This is a genomic window from Streptomyces thermoalcalitolerans (assembly GCF_039525155.1).
Lineage (GTDB): Bacteria > Actinomycetota > Actinomycetes > Streptomycetales > Streptomycetaceae > Streptomyces > Streptomyces thermovulgaris.
This window is the reverse complement of record NZ_BAAAHG010000013.1, coordinates 1-17,901: the sequence shown is the minus strand read 5'-3', so window position 1 is coordinate 17,901 and position 17,901 is coordinate 1. Positions and strand designations below refer to the sequence as shown.

Below are 17,901 nucleotides of genomic sequence, written 5' to 3'. Positions count from 1 at the left end.
CGTGCCTCCCGCCCCCACCGCGTCCACCGGCAGACGCACCGGCGCACCCGCCGTCGAACGCCCCGCTCACCGGGACGGCAACGTCCTGCGGTGGCTCGCCGCCTACACCCTCTCGATGGTCGGCGACAACATCTACTACATCGCCCTGTCCTGGGCGGCGGTCCGCGCCGGTTCGCCCGCCCAGGCGGGAGCGGTGATGGCCGTGGGCTCCGTCCCCCGGCTCCTGCTCATGCTGGGCGGGGGAACGCTCGCCGACCGGCTCGGGCCGCGCACCGTCGTCATCGGCAGCGACGCCGTGCGGTGCGCGGCCGTCCTCGCGGTGGCGGCACTGTTCTGGGCGACCAGCCCGGGGCTGTGGCCGCTGGCCGTGCTGGCCCTGGTCTTCGGCACCGTCGACGCCGTCTTCCTGCCGGCCGTGGGCGCCCTGCCCGCGCGCGTGACGAGCCGCGGGCAACTCGCGCGGGTGCAGGGCATGCGGGGACTGGCGATCCGGCTCGCGAGCGTCGTCGGCGCGCCGCTCGGCGGTCTCGGGGTCGCGCTCGGGGGCGCGGCGGCGGCCCTGGGGACCGCCGGGCTGCTGATGGCCGCGTCCGTGCCGCTGCTGGTCTCCGTACGGCTCCGGAAGCCGCCGCAGGACGCCCCCGGCGACACGGGGGGCACCGGCGGCCCCGACGGATCCGGCGACACCGGCGGTTCTGCGGGTACCGGCGGCTCCACCGCCTGGCGGGACCTGGTGGACGGACTGCGCTACATCCGCCGCCACCGCGTCCTCGCCCCGCTGATGCTGACCATCGCCCTCGGCGACCTCGGCTTCATGGCCCCGCTCAACGTCGGCCTGGCCCTGCTGGCCGACGAACGCGGCTGGGGCGCCTCCGGGCTGGGCTGGACACTGGCCGGATTCAGCGCCGGGGCGGGCGCGGCCTCCCTGCTGCTGACCGTGCGCGGCCGGCTGCCGCGGGCCGGGCGCACGACCGCGTACGCGATCATCGCCGGCGCCGTGGCCATCGGGACCCTCGCCCATGTCCCGAGTGTCGTCGCCGCCCTCGGCGTGGCCGTGCTGATCGGCCTTCTCACCGGCCTCAGCGGCGCCCTGTGCGGCGCACTGCTGCAGACCCAGGCCGACCCGGCCTACCTCGGACGGGTCACCGCCGTGGCCGGCCTGGTCAGCCTGGGGTTCGCACCGCTGAGCATGCCGCTGTCCGCCGCGGCGATCGGGATCTGGGGGACCGGCCCGGTGTTCGTGGTCAGCGCGGCGGTGTGCGGGCTGGGCGGCGTCGTCACCCTGGCCGCCCGCGACCTGCGGCGCGTCGAGCTGCCCCGCTGACCGCCGCGGCGGCGGACGGCGGGCGGGCCGGGCGACGGACGGACGACGGGTGACGGGCGGCGGGTGACGGACGGCCGGGTCAGATGCCCAGCTTCTTGGTCTGCGACAGCTTCGTGATCGCGTCCTGGTCGCCCTCCGCCTCGACCCGGGCGGCACTCTGCCGGCCGAACGCGAACAGCAGCAGCTCCGACGGCTCGCCCGTCACCGTCACCACCGGCGTGCCCCGGTGGGCGACGACCGTCTGCCCGTCGGGACGGCGTAGGACCAGACCCGTCGGGACGCCCCGGCCCAGCAGCCGGGCGGTGCGCTCCAGGCGGGACCACAGGGTCTCCTGGAAGACCGGGTCGAGCTCGCGCGGCGTCCAGTCGGGCTGGGCACGGCGCACGTCCTCCGCGTGGACGTAGAACTCGACGGTGTTGGCCGCCTCGTCGATCTGCTTGAGCTGGAAGGGCGAGAAGCGCGGCGGGCCGGTACGGATCAGCTGGATCAGCTCCTCGTACGGCTTGGCCGTGTACTCGTCCATCACCTTCTGCAAGCGGGGTGCGAGCTGCTTGATCAGCTGGCCCCCGACCGCGTCGGGACGCCGCTCGCGCACCACCACGTGAGCGGCGAGGTCACGGGTGCGCCAGCCCTCGCAGAGGGTGGGCGCGTCCGGACCGGCGGTCTCCAGGAGATCGGCGAGCAGAAGCCGTTCGCGCTTGGCAAAGGTCGACATGGAGTCAGCCTACGGCTACACAGCGAGTCCGCACAGTGGACAACACGGCCCGCGGCCGGGGCCGCACGGCACAATGGCACCCATGACCAGCACGTCCGGCACATCCCCCACCAGCAGCCTCGACCCGAGGATCGCGGCACGTCTCAAGCGCAGCGCCGACGGGCTGCTGCCCGCGATCGCCCAGCAGTACGACACCGGCGAGGTGCTGATGCTCGGCTGGATGGACGACGAGGCGCTGCACCGCACGCTGACCACCGGCCGCTGCACCTACTGGTCGCGCAGCCGCCAGGAGCACTGGGTCAAGGGCGACACCTCCGGGCACGTGCAGTACGTCAAGTCCGTCGCCCTCGACTGCGACGCCGACGCCGTGCTGGTCAAGGTCGACCAGGTGGGGGCCGCCTGCCACACCGGCGACCGCACCTGCTTCGACGCCGACGTCCTGTTCGACGGCACCGATTCCGGCGCACGGACCGAAGAGCAGTAGGGGCGGCCGCCATGGACCTCGAGACGTTCCGCAAGCTGGCCGCCGACCGCCGCGTCATCCCGGTCACCCGCAAGCTCCTCGCCGACGGCGACACGCCCGTCGCGCTCTACCGCAAGCTCGCCGCCGAGCGCCCCGGCACCTTCCTGCTGGAGTCCGCCGAGAGCGGCCGCTCCGCCTTCACCTGGTCCCGTTACTCCTTCGTCGGCGTCCGCAGCGCCGCCACCCTCACCGAGCGCGACGGCCAGGCCCACTGGCTCGGCACCCCGCCGGTCGGCGTCCCCCTCGGGGGCGACCCGCTCGCCGCCCTGCGCGCCACCATTGAGGCCCTGCACACCCCCCGCGACCTCACCCACGACCTGGGCCTGCCGCCCTTCACCGGCGGCATGGTCGGCTACCTCGGCTACGACGCCGTACGCCGTCTGGAGAGGATCGGCTCCCGCGAGCGGGACGGCGGCGACCCGGCGAGCGTGCCCGAGCTGACCATGCTGCTCACCTCCGACCTCGCGGTCCTCGACCACTGGGACGGCACGGTCCTGCTGATCGCCAACGCGATCAACCACAACGACCTGGACACCGGCGTCGACGAGGCCTACGCCGACGCCATGGCCCGCCTGGACGCCATGGAGGCGGACCTGTCCCGCCCCGTCGCCCAGCCCCCGGCCGCCCTGCCGCCCTCCGAACTGCCTGAGTACACCGCCCTGTGGGGCGGCAAGGACTTCCAGGCGGCCGTGGACGACGTCAAGGAGCGCATCCGCGCGGGCGAGGCCTTCCAGGTCGTCCCCTCGCAGCGCTTCGAGACGCCGTGCACGGCCAGCGCGCTGGACGTCTACCGGGTCCTCAGGACCACCAACCCCTCGCCGTACATGTACCTGCTCCGTCTCGACGGCTTCGACGTCGTCGGGTCCAGCCCGGAGGCGCTGGTGAAGGTCGAGGACGGGCGGGCCATGATGCACCCCATCGCCGGCACCCGGCCGCGCGGCGCCACCCCGCAGGAGGACCAGGCCCTCGCCGAGGAACTGCTCGCCGACCCCAAGGAGCGCGCCGAGCACCTGATGCTCGTCGACCTCGGGCGCAACGACCTGGGCCGGGTCTGCGAACCGGGCTCCGTCGAGGTCGTCGACTTCATGTCCATCGAGCGGTACTCGCATGTGATGCACATCGTCTCCACCGTGACCGGGCGGGTCGCCGAGGGCCGCACCGCCTTCGACGTGCTCACCGCCTGCTTCCCGGCCGGCACCCTGTCCGGCGCGCCGAAGCCGCGCGCGATGCAGATCATCGAGGAGCTCGAACCGTCCCGGCGCGGGCTGTACGGCGGCTGCGTCGGCTATCTGGACTTCGCCGGCGACTCCGACACCGCGATCGCCATCCGCACCGCCCTGCTGCGCGACGGCACGGCCTACGTCCAGGCGGGCGCCGGGATCGTCGCCGACTCCGACCCGGTCGCCGAGGACACCGAGTGCCGCAACAAGGCGGCGGCCGTCCTGCGCGCCGTGCACACGGCCAACCGGCTGGGACAGCAGGCTGCCTCCCGGGCTTCCAGGGCTTCCTGAGGGAACCCCGGATGACCCGGCGTGCGGAGTCCGGGCGATAGTGGACTACGTGACTGCTGCTGCACCCGACTCCCGCTGTGAAGCCGCCTCCGCCCGGTCCGGCCGCCGGAGCCTCGCCGCCGCCCTGCTGTGCGGGGCGCTCGGCGCGGCCGTGGCCCTGCTGGCCAGCCGGCAGCACTGGGCGGAGGGCACCGCGACGGTGGCCGGCGGCGCCTTCCCCCTGACCGCCAAGGGCAGCGAGGTCACCGGCGTGCCCGCGGCGCTCGCCGTCGTGGGCCTGGCCGCGCTCGTCGCCGTCTTCGCCGTCCGCCGCCTCGGCCGTGTCCTGGTCGCCGCGCTGCTCGCGCTGTCCGGCGCAGGCACGGCCGCCGCCGCCCTGCTCGGCGCCTCCGACAGCTCCGCCCTCGACGAGAAGGCCGCCCGGGCCGCCGGCGACACCGCCGCGACCGCCGCCACGCTCAGCCACACCGGATGGCCCTATGTCGCGGCCGCCGGCGGTGTGCTGCTGCTCCTCGCGGGTCTGATCGCGCTGCGCTACGGACGTCTGTGGCCCGCCATGTCCGGCCGCTACGAGCGTGCCGGAGCGCCCCGCTCCGGCACCTTGCGCCCGGTCGACCCCGACCGTCCGGAGGAGCTGTGGAAGGCCCTGGACCGCGGCGAGGACCCGACCGGCACCGACCCCGCCTGACCGCCGCCCCGGGAGGAGCCCTCCCGCCGTGAGGAGGGGCAGTGGCAGGGAGCCACCCCCGCTCACCGCGCGTGTGCGCGTACGGGACAATGGACGCGAGCGTCCGGCTCAGACACGTACACAGCAACGAGGAGCAAGTCATGGCGGGCAGCAGCCACCACGGTCACACCCCGGCCGCCTGGACCGGTGTCATCATCTCCTTCATCGGTTTCTGCGTCGCGGGCGCCTTCCTGGTGATGGCCAAGCCGGTCGGCTTCTGGGCCGGCATCGCCCTCACGCTGCTCGGCGCTGTCGTCGGCGGCATCATGCGCATGATGGGCCTCGGGCAGAAGGACGAGCACCCGGTGCACCAGGTCGCCAAGCGCGAGGAGCGCGAGCCGGCCGGCGCCGAGAGCTGAGACCCGCCCGGCGAGACCGTACGACACGGGGAACCGAAGGGCGGCACGCCCCGTCCCTCGCGGGCGTGCGCGCCCGGTCCGGGGCAGAATGCGAGGCGTGAACGCCGACAGCCAGAGGGTGACACGCGGCCGGACGCCCCTCCCTCGCCCCCGGCACACGCAGGACGAGCCGGCCGTCCCGATGCATGCCACGGCCGTGCTGGGCCGGCTCGCCGTCCCCGCCGGGGTCCTGGCCGCCGTCGCCGGCGCCTTCGCCTACGTCGGGGTCGTGGACCCCCATGAACCCGGCCACTACCCGGTGTGCCCGCTGCTGCGCCACACGGGCCTGTACTGCCCCGGGTGCGGCGGACTGCGCAGTGCCCACGCCTTCCTGCACGGGGACCTCGTGGCGGCCCTGCGCGACAACGCCCTGGCCGTGGCGGGCTTTGTGGCCTTCGCCGTGTTCTGGACGCTCTGGGCGGTCCACGCGGCCCGCGGACGGCGGCTGCGGTTCGAGCCCGGGCCGGTGCCCCTGTGGGGCTTCGGCGTGCTCCTGGTGGTGTTCACCGTGGTCCGGAACCTGCCGTTCGGCAGCTGGCTCCACCCCTGACCGGCCCCGGGTGCTCTCACCCGGCCGGCGCATGTCCGGTGAGTGGGACCGCCGTCGGCCGGATGCGAGGCCCGCGTCCCGATCCGGCTACCATCGCAGGGACCACCGGTTTTCACCCGCTTGATCTCCTTGGTCTGCCGGGCCGTGCCCGTTCCGCCGGATCTGCCGGATCCGCTTCGGGAGACCGCCGGAGGCCGCTCGATCAGAACAGTCCACCGTCTGGAAGGGGGCCGCTCGCGTGAGTGTGCTCGACGAGATCATCGACGGAGTCCGTGCCGACCTCGCGGAGCGGCAGGCACGCGTCAGCCTCGACGAGCTCAAGGAGCGTGCGGCCAAGGCCCCCGCCGCCAAGAACGCGATGGCCGCGCTCAAGGGCGACGACGGCGTCAAGGTGATCTGCGAGGTCAAGCGCTCCAGCCCGTCCAAGGGCGCGCTGGCCGCGATCGCCGACCCGGCCGGCCTCGCCGCGGACTACGAGGCCGGCGGCGCCGCCGCCATCTCGGTGCTGACCGAGGAGCGCCGCTTCGGCGGCTCGCTGGCGGACCTGGAGGCGGTCCGGGCGCGGGTGGACGTCCCCGTGCTGCGCAAGGACTTCATCGTCACCTCGTACCAGCTGTGGGAGGCCCGGGCCTACGGCGCCGACCTCGCCCTGCTGATCGTCGCCGCCCTCGACCAGCCGGCCCTGGAGTCGCTGATCGAGCGCGCGGTGTCCATCGGACTCACCCCGCTCGTCGAGACCCACGACGAGGAGGAGGTGGAGCGCGCGGTGGCCGCGGGCGCCAAGGTGATCGGCGTCAACGCGCGCAACCTGAAGACGCTCGAGGTCGACCGCGGCACCTTCGAGCGGGTGGCGCCGGAGATCCCGGACGGCATCATCAAGGTCGCCGAGTCCGGGGTCCGCGGCCCGCACGACCTCATCGCCTACGCCAACGCCGGCGCCGACGCGGTCCTGGTCGGCGAGTCCCTCGTCACCGGCCGCGACCCCAAGGCGGCGGTCGCCGACCTGGTGGCGGCCGGAGCGCACCCGGCACTGCGGCACGGACGGGGCTGACCCGTGCCCTTCGCCCCCGACCCCGAGCCCTCCAGGGACCCGTACGCCCGCCTCGCCCGCGGCTGCCGGCCCCGGGGGTGCCGTGCACCGGCACGACGGGTGCACGGCCGCAGGGTGCGGTACGTCATCGGCGACGAACCGGGCCAGGTGAACGGCATGCGATGGCAGGAGCCCCCTCGGGGGCGCGGAGCCGTGCCCGGGCACGCGGTTCCCTGCCGCGCGGGCACGCCGGGTCACGCACGGCCGGCGGCCGTCTGACGGGCTCCGCCCCACGGAGACTGGTGTCCACCCGTTCACCGCACTCACCGTGAGGTTTCCGCATGCCCAGCACATCCTTCGTTCCCGATCCGGAGGGGCGGCTCCCCAGTGCCGGGGGCTACTTCGGCGCGTTCGGCGGCAAGTTCATCCCGGAGGCCCTCGTCGCCGCCGTGGACGAGGTCGCCGTCGAGTACGACAAGGCGAAGGCCGACCCCGAGTTCGCCCGCGAGCTCGACGAGCTGCTCGTGCACTACGCCGGCCGGCCCAGTGCCCTGACCGAGGTGCCCCGCTTCGCCGAGCACGCCGGCGGCGCCCGGGTGTTCCTCAAGCGCGAGGACCTCAACCACACCGGCTCCCACAAGATCAACAACGTGCTCGGCCAGGCCCTGCTCACCAAGCGCATGGGCAAGACCCGGGTGATCGCGGAGACCGGCGCCGGCCAGCACGGTGTCGCCACCGCCACCGCCTGCGCCCTGTTCGGGCTCCAGTGCACGATCTACATGGGCGAGATCGACACCAGGCGACAGGCCCTGAACGTCGCCCGGATGCGCATGCTCGGCGCCGAGGTCGTGGCCGTGAAGTCCGGCAGCCGCACCCTGAAGGACGCCATCAACGAGGCGTTCCGCGACTGGGTCGCCAACGTCGACCACACCCACTACCTGTTCGGCACCGCCGCCGGACCGCACCCCTTCCCGGCCATGGTCCGCGACTTCCACCGGATCATCGGCGTCGAGGCCCGCCGCCAGCTCCTGGAGCGCACCGGGCGCCTGCCCGACGCGGCCGTCGCCTGCGTCGGCGGCGGCTCCAACGCCATCGGCCTCTTCCACGCCTTCATCCCGGACACCGGTGTGCGCCTCATCGGCTGCGAACCCGCCGGACGCGGCCTGGAGACCGGCGAGCACGCGGCCACGCTGACCGCCGGCGAGCCCGGCATCCTCCACGGCTCCCGCTCCTACGTCCTGCAGGACGAGGAGGGCCAGATCGTCGAGCCGTACTCGATCTCGGCCGGTCTGGACTACCCGGGCATCGGCCCCGAGCACTCCTATCTGAAGGACTCCGGGCGCGGCGAGTACCGCGCGATCACCGACGACGCGGCCATGCGGGCGCTGCGCCTGCTGTCGCGCACCGAGGGCATCATCCCGGCGATCGAGAGCGCCCACGCGCTGGCCGGCGCCCTCGAGGTCGGCCGGGAGCTGGGCGAGGACGGGCTGATCGTGGTCAACCTGTCCGGGCGCGGCGACAAGGACATGGACACCGCCGCCCGCTACTTCGGCCTGTACGACACCGACGCCGAGGTGGCCGCCGACGAGACCGACACCGCCGAGATCGAGGGAGACGCCAGGTGAGCGGCACCATCCAGCTGCTGAACGACACCCTCGCGGCCGCGAAGGCGGAGGGCCGGTCCGCGCTCATCGCCTATCTGCCGGCCGGCTTCCCGACCGTGGAGGGCGGCATCGAGGCGGTCAAGGCCGTCCTCGACGCCGGCGCGGACGTCGTCGAGGTCGGGCTGCCGCACAGCGACCCGGTCCTGGACGGGCCCGTCATCCAGACCGCCGACGACATCGCGCTGCGCGGCGGCGTCAGGATCGCGGACGTGATGCGGACGGTCGAGGAGGCCCACAAGGCCACCGGCAAGCCCGTGCTCGTCATGACGTACTGGAACCCGGTCGACCGCTACGGCGTCGAGCGCTTCACCGCCGAGCTCGCCGAGGCGGGCGGCGCCGGCTGCATCCTGCCGGACCTGCCGGTGCAGGAGTCGGCGCTGTGGCGGGAGCACGCCGCGAAGCACGGCCTGGCGACGGTGTTCGTCGTGGCGCCGAGCAGCAAGGACAAGCGGATCGCCGAGATCACCGCGGCGGGCTCCGGATTCGTCTACGCCGCTTCGCTGATGGGGGTCACCGGCACCCGGGAGACGGTGAGCGCGCAGGCCCGGGAACTGGTCGAGCGGACCCGGGCCACCGGCACCGGCCTGCCCGTGTGCGTCGGCCTCGGCGTCTCCAACCGCGCCCAGGCCGCCGAGGTGGCCGGCTTCGCCGACGGGGTGATCGTCGGCTCCGCCTTCGTCAAGCGGATGCTGGACGCCCCGGACCTCGCGGCCGGTGTCGCCGCCGTCCGCGAACTCGCGGGCGAGCTGGCACTCGGGGTGCGCGAACGGACGTAGCCACAGCACACGCCGGCAGCCCCGCGGACCGTGCGGTCAACCGCGTCGGTCCCTCGAACGGGTGGTCCTGGGACCGGGGAGGCGCATTGCGCCTCCCCGGCTCGTTCTGGGGGTGTGAGCGACAAGAACCATCAGGAGAAGCGCACCGCCCGGCAGCGGCTGGCGGCCGAGCGGGAGAAGCAGAAGGCCGCGGAGAAGCGGCGGCGCACGCTGATCGTGGCCGCGAGCGTCGTGTGCGTCCTGGGCCTGGCGGCGGTGGTCGGCGTGCTGGCCGCCAACGCGGGCAGGAGCGAGCAGAGCAGCGCGGGCCCGGTCGTGGCGCCCTCGGGCGCACAGGGCAAGGACAGCCTGGCGATCCCGGTCGGCAAGGACGGTGCCGCGTCGACGCTCACCGTGTGGGAGGACTTCCGCTGCCCGGCCTGCCAGGCCTTCGAGAAGACGTACCGCCCGGTCCTCAAGGAGCTGACCGACTCCGGCAAGCTCAGGATCCAGTACCACCTGGTCAGGCTGATCGACGGCAACCTCAACGGCACCGGCTCGCTGCGCGCGGCCAACGCCGCGGCCTGTGCCCAGGACGCCGGGAAGTTCTCCGCGTACCACGACGTGCTGTTCGAGAACCAGCCCAGGGAGACCGACGACGCCTACGCCGACAACGACCGGCTCATCGAGCTGGCCGGCAAGGTGGACGGCCTGAACGGCCCGGCCTTCGCCCAGTGCGTCAGGAACGGCACGCACGACAGCTGGGTCGACAAGGTCCACAAGGCCTTCGGCGCCGCCGGCTTCTCGGGCACCCCGACCGTTCTGCTGAACGGCAAGAACCTCATGGAGGACCGGGACATGACCCCGGAGAAGCTGAAGCAGATGGTGGAGGCGGCCGGCAAGGGGTGACCGGGAGAAGCCGGGGAGGGCAGGGCGGCGTGGGCCCGTCAGGACGTTATGGAGCCGTAGTCGGGCTGTTCGACGTACCCCTGCTCCGGCTGCGGTAGCGTCGACCCTGCCATGGAACTTGCCTACATTCCCAGCCCGTCGCGCGGGGTGCTGTACCTCGGTCCGATTCCGCTGCGCGGCTATGCGTTCTGCATCATCATTGGTGTCTTCGTTGCCGTCTGGCTCGGCAACAAGCGCTGGATCGCCCGTGGCGGGCGGGCCGGCACGGTGGCCGACATCGCGGTCTGGGCCGTGCCGTTCGGCCTGGTCGGCGGCCGGCTCTACCACGTGATCACGGATTACCAGCTGTACTTCGGCGAAGGCCGTGACTGGGTGGACGCCTTCAAGGTGTGGGAGGGCGGTCTCGGCATCTGGGGCGCGATCTCGCTCGGCGCGCTCGGTGCGTGGATCGGCGCCCGGCGCCGGGGCATCCCGTTGCCGGCGTACGCCGACGCGGTGGCGCCGGGCGTCGCCCTCGCACAGGCGATCGGCCGCTGGGGCAACTGGTTCAACCAGGAGCTGTACGGCCGGGAGACGCAGGTTCCCTGGGCGCTGCACATCACCTCCGCGGCGGACGGCCGGGTGCCGGGGTACTACCACCCGACGTTCCTGTACGAGTCGCTGTGGTGCGTCGGTGTCGCACTGCTGGTGATCTGGGCGGACCGCCGTTTCCGGATGGGGCACGGCAGGGTGTTCGCGCTGTATGTCGCCGCGTACTGCGCGGGCCGGTTCTGGATCGAGTACATGCGGGTCGACGAGGCCCACCACATCCTGGGCCTGCGGCTGAACAACTGGACGGCGCTGGCCGTCTTCCTGCTCGCGGTGATCTACATCCTGGTGTCCGCCAGGAAGCGGCCGGGCCGGGAGACCGAGGTCGAACCGGGCGCGACCGCCTCCGGCGAGGAGGCCGGCGCCGCCGACGGCACGGCGGCCGCCGAGGCCACCGAGACCGCCGAGACCGATGGGAAGGCCGCGGAGAAGGACCCCGGGGCGCGGGATGCCGGGGACGCGCGGGAGGACGGACCGGAGACGTCCGCGGTGACCGGGACGGCCGGTGCGAAGGACGGGACGAAGCCGGCGGGGAAGAGCTGACCCGCCGGCCGTGGCCGCACGCGGACGAGGGCGCCCCGGACCTCCAGGGGCGCCCTCGGCGCTTTTGTAGTGCCGGTTTGTAGTGCCGGCGTTCCGGTGTCAGCGCCGGCGGGCCAGGGCCAGGGTGCGCCGGCCGCCGCCACCACCGCGGCGTCGATGAAGCGGCCGTCCGGGAGGGCCTGGGCGCCGCGGTGTGCGGTGGCCGCCTTGACGATCGTCTCCGCCTCCTCGAGCTCGCGCTCGGTGGGCAGGTAGGCGCGCTCGATGACCGGCAGCTGGCGGGGGTGGACGGCCGCACGGCCGAGGAAACCGAGAGCACGGCCGTGGGCGCAGGAGGCCGCCAGGCCCTCCAGGTCACGGATGTCGGGATACACGGACTGGGCCGGCGGAGCGAGTCCGGCCGCACGGGCGGCCACCACGACCCGGGCGCGGGACCAGTCCAGTGCGCGGTCCTGCGTGACGCCCAGATCCGCACGCAGGTCCGACTCGCCGATCGAGACACCGCGCAGCCAGGGGTGCGCGGAGGCGATGGCGTAGGCGCGCTCGACGGCCAGGGCCGTCTCCAGAAGGGCGTACAGCGCGACGTCCGGCCCGTCGGCCGGCGACGGGTCCCGGAGGTCCTTCACCCGGGCCGCGACACGGACGACCTGCTCGGCGGAGGTCACCTTCGGCAGCCGCAGCCCGGCCAGCCCCGGCCGGGGCGCCACCGCCGCCAGATCCGCGGCGGCCTGCGGGCCGTCGACGGCGTTGACACGCACATGGACCGGGACCGGCGGCGGCTCGCTCAGCAGCTCGGCGGTGGCGGCGCGGGCGTACTCCTTGCGCTCCGGGGCGACCGCGTCCTCCAGGTCGACGACGACCACGTCCGCACCGGAGGCGAGGGCCTTGGCGACGACACGGGGCCGGTCGCCGGGGACGTACAGCCAGGTCAGCGGGTAGGGCGGTGGGCCGGGCGGCAGCCGGGGGACGCGGGCCGTCACAGGGCGCCCTCCGCGCGCAGCGCGGCCAGCTCCCCGGGGGTGAGGCCCAGCTCGGTCAGCACCGCCTCGGTGTCCGCGCCGTGCGGGCGGCCCGCCCAGCGGATCCTGCCCGGGGTGGCGGAGAGCCGGAACAGGACGTTCTGCATGCGCAGCCGGCCCAGCTCCGGGTCGTGCAGCGTGGTGAAGGTGCCCAGGGCCTGGTACTGCGGGTCGGCCATCACGTCCCGTACGTCCTGGACCGGCGCGACCGCCGCCTCGGCCTTCTCGAAGGCGGCCAGGACCTCGGCGCGGGTGTGCCGGGCGATCCAGGCGCCGACCGCCTCGTCGAGCACATCGGCGTGCGCGGCGCGCCGGGCGCCGGTCGCGAACCACGGCTCCTCGATCAGCTCCGGGCGGCCCACCAGGCGCATCACACGTTCCGCGACCGACTGGGCCGACGCCGAGACGGCCACCCAGGTGCCGTCCGAGGTGCGGTAGATGTTCCGCGGGGCGTTGTTCCGGGAGCGGTTGCCGGTGCGGGGCTGGACGTGGCCGAGCTGGTCGTACCACAGGGGCTGGGGGCCGAGGACGGTCAGGATCGGCTCGATGATCGCCATGTCGACGACCTGTCCCTCGCCGGTGCGCTCCCGTGCCGCGAGCGCGGTCATCACCGCGTACGCCGTCGCCAGTCCCGCGATCGAGTCGGCGAGCCCGAACGGCGGAAGCGTCGGCGGTCCGTCGGGCTCGCCGGTGATCGCGGCGAATCCGCTCATCGCCTCGGCGAGGGTGCCGAAACCGGGGCGGGAGGCGTACGGGCCGAACTGGCCGAACCCGGTGACCCGGGCCAGGACCAGACGCGGATTGACCGCCGACAGCTCCGGCCGGCCCAGCCCCCATTTCTCCAGGGTGCCGGGCCGGAAGTTCTCCACGATCACATCGGCGCCGGCGGCCAGCCGCAGCAGGGTGCGGCGGCCACCGGGCCTGGACAGGTCCAGCGTGATCGTGCGCTTGTTCCGGCCGAGCATCTTCCACCACAGGCCGACGCCGTTCTTCGACGGGCCGTGGCCGCGCGACGGGTCGGGCTTCGCCGGATGCTCGACCTTGATCACTTCGGCGCCGAAGTCACCGAGCAGGGTGGCGGCGATCGGCCCGGCGAAGAGGGTGGCGAGCTCGAGCACCCGAAGACCGGTGAGCGGGCCGGGTGACTCCGCCTCGGGGGACTCCGCCTCACAGGGGTGCTCACGGGGGTGCTCGAAGGTGTGCGGTGCGCGGGGCGTCATGGGCGGGACGCCTCCCGGTGGGTGAGCTCGGCGAGGGTGTCGAAGCCGATGCCGTTGAAGTCGCCGACGGACGTGGTCAGCCGGTTCTTCAGCGGGGCCGTCCAGTGGTCGGGGAGGGCGGCCGGGGAGCCGGCGAGCAGGCCGGCGACGCAGCCGGTCGTGGCGCCGTTGGAGTCGGTGTCCCAGCCGCCGGAGACGACACGGCGGACGGAGCCCGCGAAGTCGCCGTCGGCATGGGTGAGGGCGGCGGCGATCAGGGCGGTGTTGGGGACGGCGTGCACCCAGTGACAGTCGGCGTGGGTGGCGTGGAGTTCGTCCACCACGGTGTCGAAGTCCTCGTGGGTCCTGGCGAGCCGGATGGCGTGGCGGACCGCCCGGGCGAGCCGGGAGCCGGGCGGGACGACGGTCAGGCCGGTGGCCAGGCAGGCGTGGACGTCGTGCGCTCCGGTCGCCGCGGTGGCGATGACGGCGGCGGCGAACATCGCGGCGTAGACACCGTTCGCGGTGTGGGTGAGGGTGGCGTCGCGGTACGCCTGTTCGGCCGCGGCGGCCGGGTCGCCGGGGTTGGTCCAGCCGTGCATGTCGGCGCGGATCAGGGCGCCGATCCACTCGCGGAAGGGGTTGCGGTGGCGGGCGGTGTGCGGAGGCTCGATGCCGAGCAGGAGGTTGCGGTAGGCGATGCGCTCGGCGGTGAAGGTGCGGCCGGCGGGGAGTTCGTCGAGCCAGAGGCGGGCCACGTCGGCGGTGGTGAAGCCCCTGCCGTGGCGTTGCAGGAGGAGGAGGTTGAGGACGGGGTAGTCGAGGTCGTCGTCCTCGGGCATGCCGTCGATGTTCTCGGCGAGGGAGGTGGCCGCGGAGCGGCGGTTCCAGGGGTGGGCGGCGAGGAGGTCGGCGGGGACGCCCCTGGCCGTGAACCAGGCGTCCGGAGGCCAGGTGCCGGTGGACCGGGCCAGCCGGCGGATGCCGGTCAGGGGGAGCCCCTCGACGGGTTTCCCCAGCAGACAGCCCGCGGCGCGGCCCAGCCAGGCGGCTTCCAGGCGGTCCTCGGTGGGCGCGGGCCCCGTGCGCAGCGTCGGCCAGTCGGGGCACAGGGCTCTGATCCCGGGCAGGTCCGTCGGTTCCGCGTCCGACAGCCGGCTGGGCAGCTCGGACAGTTCGTCCAGGAGATCCTCCGCCAGCAGGCGCAGATAGCGGGAGGCGGGCCGGGGGGACGCGCCCGCGCGGGGCGGGGCCTCGGGGCCGCCGGCGGCCCGCCAGCGGGCGGCGACGGCCGAGGGTTCACGGCCGTCCTGTGCCGCCTGGCGCAGTTCGTGGCCCAGCAGGTCCTCCGGCTGGACCCAGGTCAGTCGGAGCATCCCGGCCCTCCCATCCCGGCGAACGCCCGCTCGTGGGCGCGGCGCCGCTGTACGTCCCGTGCGAAGATCTCCCGGGTCACCCCGGTCAGCGTGCGTCCCGGCTCCCACAGGTCCAGACGGCTGGCCTCCGCCACCGTCTTCGCCCAGTCCTGAGGGACCGGCGAGCCCAGCGCTCCCGCCAGCGCCCCGGCCATCGTCGCGATGGAGTCGCAGTCACGGCCGTAGTTCACCGCGCCGAGGACGGCCTGCCGGAAGTCGCCCCGGGCCACCGTCAGCAGCCCCAGGGCGATGGGCAGCTCCTCGATCGAGTGCAGCCGGGACGGGCGGCGGGCGCCCAGGGAGGGGTTGCGGTAGTCGGGGCCCACCGTGTCGTACGGGGCGACCGCCTCGCGCAGCGGGCCCAGCGCGGACTCGACGTCGGTGTGGCGGCGGGCCTCCTCGCAGACCTTCTCGATCGCGGCCCGGGTGCCGTCCTTCGCCAGCGACAGGCAGGCCGCCACCACCGAGTCCGGGGTCGCGCCCGGTGTGCACGCCGCCGCGACCCCGGCCGCGAGGACGCCCGCGGCCTCCCTGCCGTACGAGGACTGGTGGGCGCCGGCGATGTCGAGGGCCTCGGCGTAGGCGGCCGCCGGGTTGGCCGCGTTGACCAGGCCGACCGGGGCCATGTACATCGCGGCACCGCAGTTGACGATGTTCCCGGTACCGGCCTCGCGCGGGTCGACGTGGCCGTAGTGCAACCGCGCCACCAGCCACTTCTCCGCCAGGAAGATCCGGTGCAGCGGCAGTGCCTCCGCCTCGAGCTCCGGGATCCAGCGCGGGTTCGTCATCAGGTCGGGGACCAGGTGCTCGGCGATCGCGTAGGCGTCGAGATGGTCGCGGACGCGTGCGTACACCCGTACCAGCGCGTGCGTCATCAGGGTGTCGTCGGTGACGTGGCCGTCCCCCTTGTGGTACGGGGCGATCGGGCGGGCGGTGCGCCAGTTCTCGCCGTGCCAGGGGCCGACGATGCCGCGCACACGGCCGCCGTGGCGCTCGAGGATCTGGTCGGGGGAGTATCCCTCGACGGGGCCGCCGAGGGCGTCGCCGACGGCCGCTCCGACGAGCGCACCGGTGATCCGCTCCTCCAGGCCGGCACCCCGCTCCTTCGGGCCGGAGTCCCGGACCGCATCCCGGGGCCGCTCTGCTCCGGATGTCTCTCCTTGGGGTGTCATGGGTGTCATGGGTGTCATGCACCGAATCATCCCCTCGGAGGGGCCGGTCGGTCGGCTTCGAGGAGTCCGGCGAGTTCCACGAGGTCGGTGCCGGTGAGATGGGGCAGGACACAGCCGGACAGGGTGCGGCAGGCCTCCCGCCAGGACTCCGGGATGGCCGCGGCGCCGCCCAGCGCACCGGTGAGCGCGCCGGTCAGGGCCGGGGCCGAGTCGGCCACCCGGGACAGGCAGGCGGCGGCCGGCAGCGCATGGGCGATGCGGCCGCCGGCCGCCGTGGCCAGGGCGAGGGCGACCGGAACCGTCTCGGCGGCGGCGACGCCGTAGCTGTAGACGTGGTCGACGATCTGATGCTCCAGCAGCGGGACGAGCGCGAACGCGTCCTCGGTGTCCCGGGCGAGGCCCAGGGCGTGCCGGGCGTTGCGGCCGATCTCCGTCTCCTCGGGCAGTTCGGCCAGCGCGGCCGTGACACAGTGCCCGACCTCCGCGCCGGCCAGCGCCAGGGCGAGCGCCGCCGCCATCGCGCGGGCGCCGTGGACGCCGTCGCCGTCCTGGGTGTAGCGGGCGTCGAACTCGGCCAGCTCGGCGGCGCGCCGGGGGTCGCCCGGGTGGGCGATGGCCAGCGCACAGGCGCGTACGCAGGCGGCGTCGTCGAAGTAGTGCGGGTTGTCGTGCCCGGTGGCGGGCGGGCGCAGACCGGTCGCCAGGTTGCCGAGGCCGGCCCGCACCGAGATACGGGCGCGCAGCGGCAGCACCGCCGACTCGATCTCGGGGGCGCGTTCGGCCGCCGCCGCGACCTGGCCCGCCAGGGTGTTCCAGGTCAGGTCGATTGCGGCCCGGGTGCGCCGCTCCCGGCTGAGGTCGCCGAGCACCTCGTCGTCCCCGGCCCGCAGCAGCGCCTCCGCCGCGAACACCGCCCACTCGGCGTCGTCGGAGGGGCCGAGCCGCAGCGGCTCGGGGGACTGGTTCAGCGCGACGGGGACGGGGAGCGTGGTCGTGGCGTTCTGCTCGGCGAAGGCGTCCAGCTCACGGGTGAGCCGTCTGGTCCACTCCGGCATCCGGGCGGCCCGGTGCCGTCCGGCGGGCCACCCGGCGGCGTCCCCCGCGGCCAGCCCGAGCAGCAGTCCCTCGATCCGGCGTGTCACGACGGGACCTCGCTCCGGCCCGCGGCGGGGACAGGGGAGACGGGAGAGGCGGAGGAGACGGCAGGGGAGACGGGGGAGACGGGGAGGGGCCGGGCGGCGGGCCGCGCGCCGCGTCCGCCGGGGCCGCCCGGCCGTGCGGCGGCGCCGGACCCCGCGGAGGCCTCGGACCGCACGAGAACGTCCAGGTCCAGCCGTACGGCCTCCTGCGGCCGCCCCCGTTCCCCCGCCCGTGCGAGGGCTTTGGGGTGCTCCGGGGCCCCGGTCCGTGCGGTGCCCTCCCGTCGCCCGGCGGCCGGCCCGCCCTCGGAGAGACGGCGTGCCACCAGGAGATCCGCCACCTCCAGGACGTGCCGTCCCGCCATCGACGGCAGACAGCGGCCGCGGACCGGGGCGATGGCCGCCGCCCAGGACCCGGGGATGGCCGAGACGCCCTGGGTCGCGCCCGCCAGGGCGCCGGCGACCGCTGCCGTGGTGTCGGCGTCGCGGCCCATGTTCACGGCGGTGAGGACGGCCTCGCGGAAGTCGCCGTCGGCCGCCGCGTACGCGCCGAAGGCGAGGGCGACGGCCTCGGGGGCCAGATCGGACCAGGGGTAGCCGGCGACGACCACCGCGGAGCGGACCGCGCGTTCGCCGCGGCTGGCGGCGGCCGTGGCGCGGTGCAGCGAGCGGGCGGTCCAGGAGTCGTCCGGGACGACGGCGAGCGCGGCGGCCAGGACC

Annotated in this window: 18 protein-coding genes and 1 pseudogene; 12 read left to right on the top strand and 7 right to left on the bottom strand. The window is 74.5% G+C overall.

Annotated elements, in window-relative coordinates:
* The first annotated feature begins 1 nt into the window (after window position 1).
* On the top strand, window positions 2-1,324 hold the full coding sequence (locus ABD224_RS10545) for an MFS transporter (protein WP_344049243.1): 1,323 nt from the start codon (window positions 2-4) through the stop codon (window positions 1,322-1,324).
* 79 nt (window positions 1,325-1,403) lie between these two features.
* On the opposite strand, the gene ABD224_RS10540 is transcribed toward ABD224_RS10545, so the two are convergent.
* Window positions 1,404-2,039, bottom strand: coding sequence for a TIGR03085 family metal-binding protein (locus ABD224_RS10540; protein WP_344049145.1), 636 nt, complete (start codon window positions 2,037-2,039; stop codon window positions 1,404-1,406).
* 82 nt (window positions 2,040-2,121) lie between these two features.
* Between ABD224_RS10540 and hisI the strand changes: the two genes are divergently transcribed.
* From hisI to lgt, 11 genes are all read left to right on the top strand, one after another.
* A complete protein-coding gene (hisI, locus tag ABD224_RS10535) occupies window positions 2,122-2,523 on the top strand; it encodes a phosphoribosyl-AMP cyclohydrolase (protein WP_344049144.1) in 402 nt (133 codons plus the stop codon).
* A gap of 11 nt (window positions 2,524-2,534) precedes the next feature.
* The gene (locus tag ABD224_RS10530) at window positions 2,535-4,073 is read left to right on the top strand and encodes an anthranilate synthase component I (protein WP_344049143.1); all 1,539 of its coding nucleotides are present in this window, start codon (window positions 2,535-2,537) and stop codon (window positions 4,071-4,073) included.
* Window positions 4,074-4,113: 40 nt separating this feature from the next.
* Complete coding sequence (locus tag ABD224_RS10525) at window positions 4,114-4,761, top strand: TIGR02234 family membrane protein (RefSeq protein WP_344049142.1); 648 nt, start codon at window positions 4,114-4,116, stop codon at window positions 4,759-4,761.
* A 140-nt stretch (window positions 4,762-4,901) separates the two neighbouring features.
* Window positions 4,902-5,159, top strand: a complete 258-nt coding sequence (locus ABD224_RS10520) for an HGxxPAAW family protein (protein ID WP_344049141.1) — start codon at window positions 4,902-4,904, stop codon at window positions 5,157-5,159.
* Between the two features lie 88 nt (window positions 5,160-5,247).
* The gene (locus tag ABD224_RS10515) at window positions 5,248-5,748 is read left to right on the top strand and encodes a DUF2752 domain-containing protein (protein ID WP_425580959.1); all 501 of its coding nucleotides are present in this window, start codon (window positions 5,248-5,250) and stop codon (window positions 5,746-5,748) included.
* Window positions 5,749-5,986: 238 nt separating this feature from the next.
* Window positions 5,987-6,799 (top strand): indole-3-glycerol phosphate synthase TrpC, encoded by an 813-nt coding sequence (gene trpC / locus ABD224_RS10510; protein WP_344049140.1) that lies wholly within the window; start codon window positions 5,987-5,989, stop codon window positions 6,797-6,799.
* A 3-nt stretch (window positions 6,800-6,802) separates the two neighbouring features.
* On the top strand, window positions 6,803-7,057 hold the full coding sequence (trpM, locus tag ABD224_RS29435; RefSeq protein WP_425580958.1) for a tryptophan biosynthesis modulator TrpM: 255 nt from the start codon (window positions 6,803-6,805) through the stop codon (window positions 7,055-7,057).
* A 62-nt stretch (window positions 7,058-7,119) separates the two neighbouring features.
* Window positions 7,120-8,403 carry a tryptophan synthase subunit beta gene (gene trpB / locus ABD224_RS10505; RefSeq protein WP_344049139.1) on the top strand — a complete coding sequence of 428 codons (1,284 nt, stop codon included), beginning with the start codon at window positions 7,120-7,122 and terminating at the stop codon, window positions 8,401-8,403.
* A complete protein-coding gene (gene trpA / locus ABD224_RS10500) occupies window positions 8,400-9,218 on the top strand; it encodes a tryptophan synthase subunit alpha (RefSeq protein WP_344049138.1) in 819 nt (272 codons plus the stop codon). The genes trpB and trpA overlap by 4 nt, the downstream gene beginning before the upstream one ends.
* Window positions 9,219-9,332: 114 nt before the next feature.
* Window positions 9,333-10,106 (top strand): DsbA family protein, encoded by a 774-nt coding sequence (locus ABD224_RS10495; protein WP_344049137.1) that lies wholly within the window; start codon window positions 9,333-9,335, stop codon window positions 10,104-10,106.
* 111 nt (window positions 10,107-10,217) lie between these two features.
* Window positions 10,218-11,237 (top strand): prolipoprotein diacylglyceryl transferase, encoded by a 1,020-nt coding sequence (gene lgt / locus ABD224_RS10490; protein WP_344049136.1) that lies wholly within the window; start codon window positions 10,218-10,220, stop codon window positions 11,235-11,237.
* Between the two features lie 99 nt (window positions 11,238-11,336).
* Here lgt and ABD224_RS10485 read toward each other — a convergent pair.
* The 6 genes and pseudogenes from ABD224_RS10485 to ABD224_RS10460 form a co-directional block, all read right to left on the bottom strand.
* A pseudogene (locus tag ABD224_RS10485) lies at window positions 11,337-12,217 on the bottom strand (HpcH/HpaI aldolase/citrate lyase family protein).
* Window positions 12,214-13,476: a CaiB/BaiF CoA transferase family protein gene (locus ABD224_RS10480; protein ID WP_344049135.1), complete on the bottom strand. Its 1,263-nt coding sequence runs from the start codon at window positions 13,474-13,476 to the stop codon at window positions 12,214-12,216. Before ABD224_RS10480 ends, ABD224_RS10485 begins: the two are co-directional and overlap by 4 nt.
* Entirely contained in the window at window positions 13,473-14,831 is a 1,359-nt protein-coding gene (locus ABD224_RS10475; protein ID WP_344049134.1) for an ADP-ribosylglycohydrolase family protein, read from the bottom strand. Before ABD224_RS10475 ends, ABD224_RS10480 begins: the two co-directional genes overlap by 4 nt.
* Window positions 14,819-16,051 (bottom strand): ADP-ribosylglycohydrolase family protein, encoded by a 1,233-nt coding sequence (locus tag ABD224_RS10470; protein WP_344049241.1) that lies wholly within the window; start codon window positions 16,049-16,051, stop codon window positions 14,819-14,821. Before ABD224_RS10470 ends, ABD224_RS10475 begins: the two co-directional genes overlap by 13 nt.
* Before the next feature lie 17 nt (window positions 16,052-16,068).
* A complete protein-coding gene (locus ABD224_RS10465) occupies window positions 16,069-17,184 on the bottom strand; it encodes an ADP-ribosylglycohydrolase family protein (RefSeq protein WP_344049133.1) in 1,116 nt (371 codons plus the stop codon).
* On the bottom strand, window positions 17,181-17,901 hold a 721-nt coding region (locus ABD224_RS10460; RefSeq protein WP_344049132.1), incomplete at its 5' end, for an ADP-ribosylglycohydrolase family protein. The genes ABD224_RS10460 and ABD224_RS10465, both read right to left, overlap by 4 nt.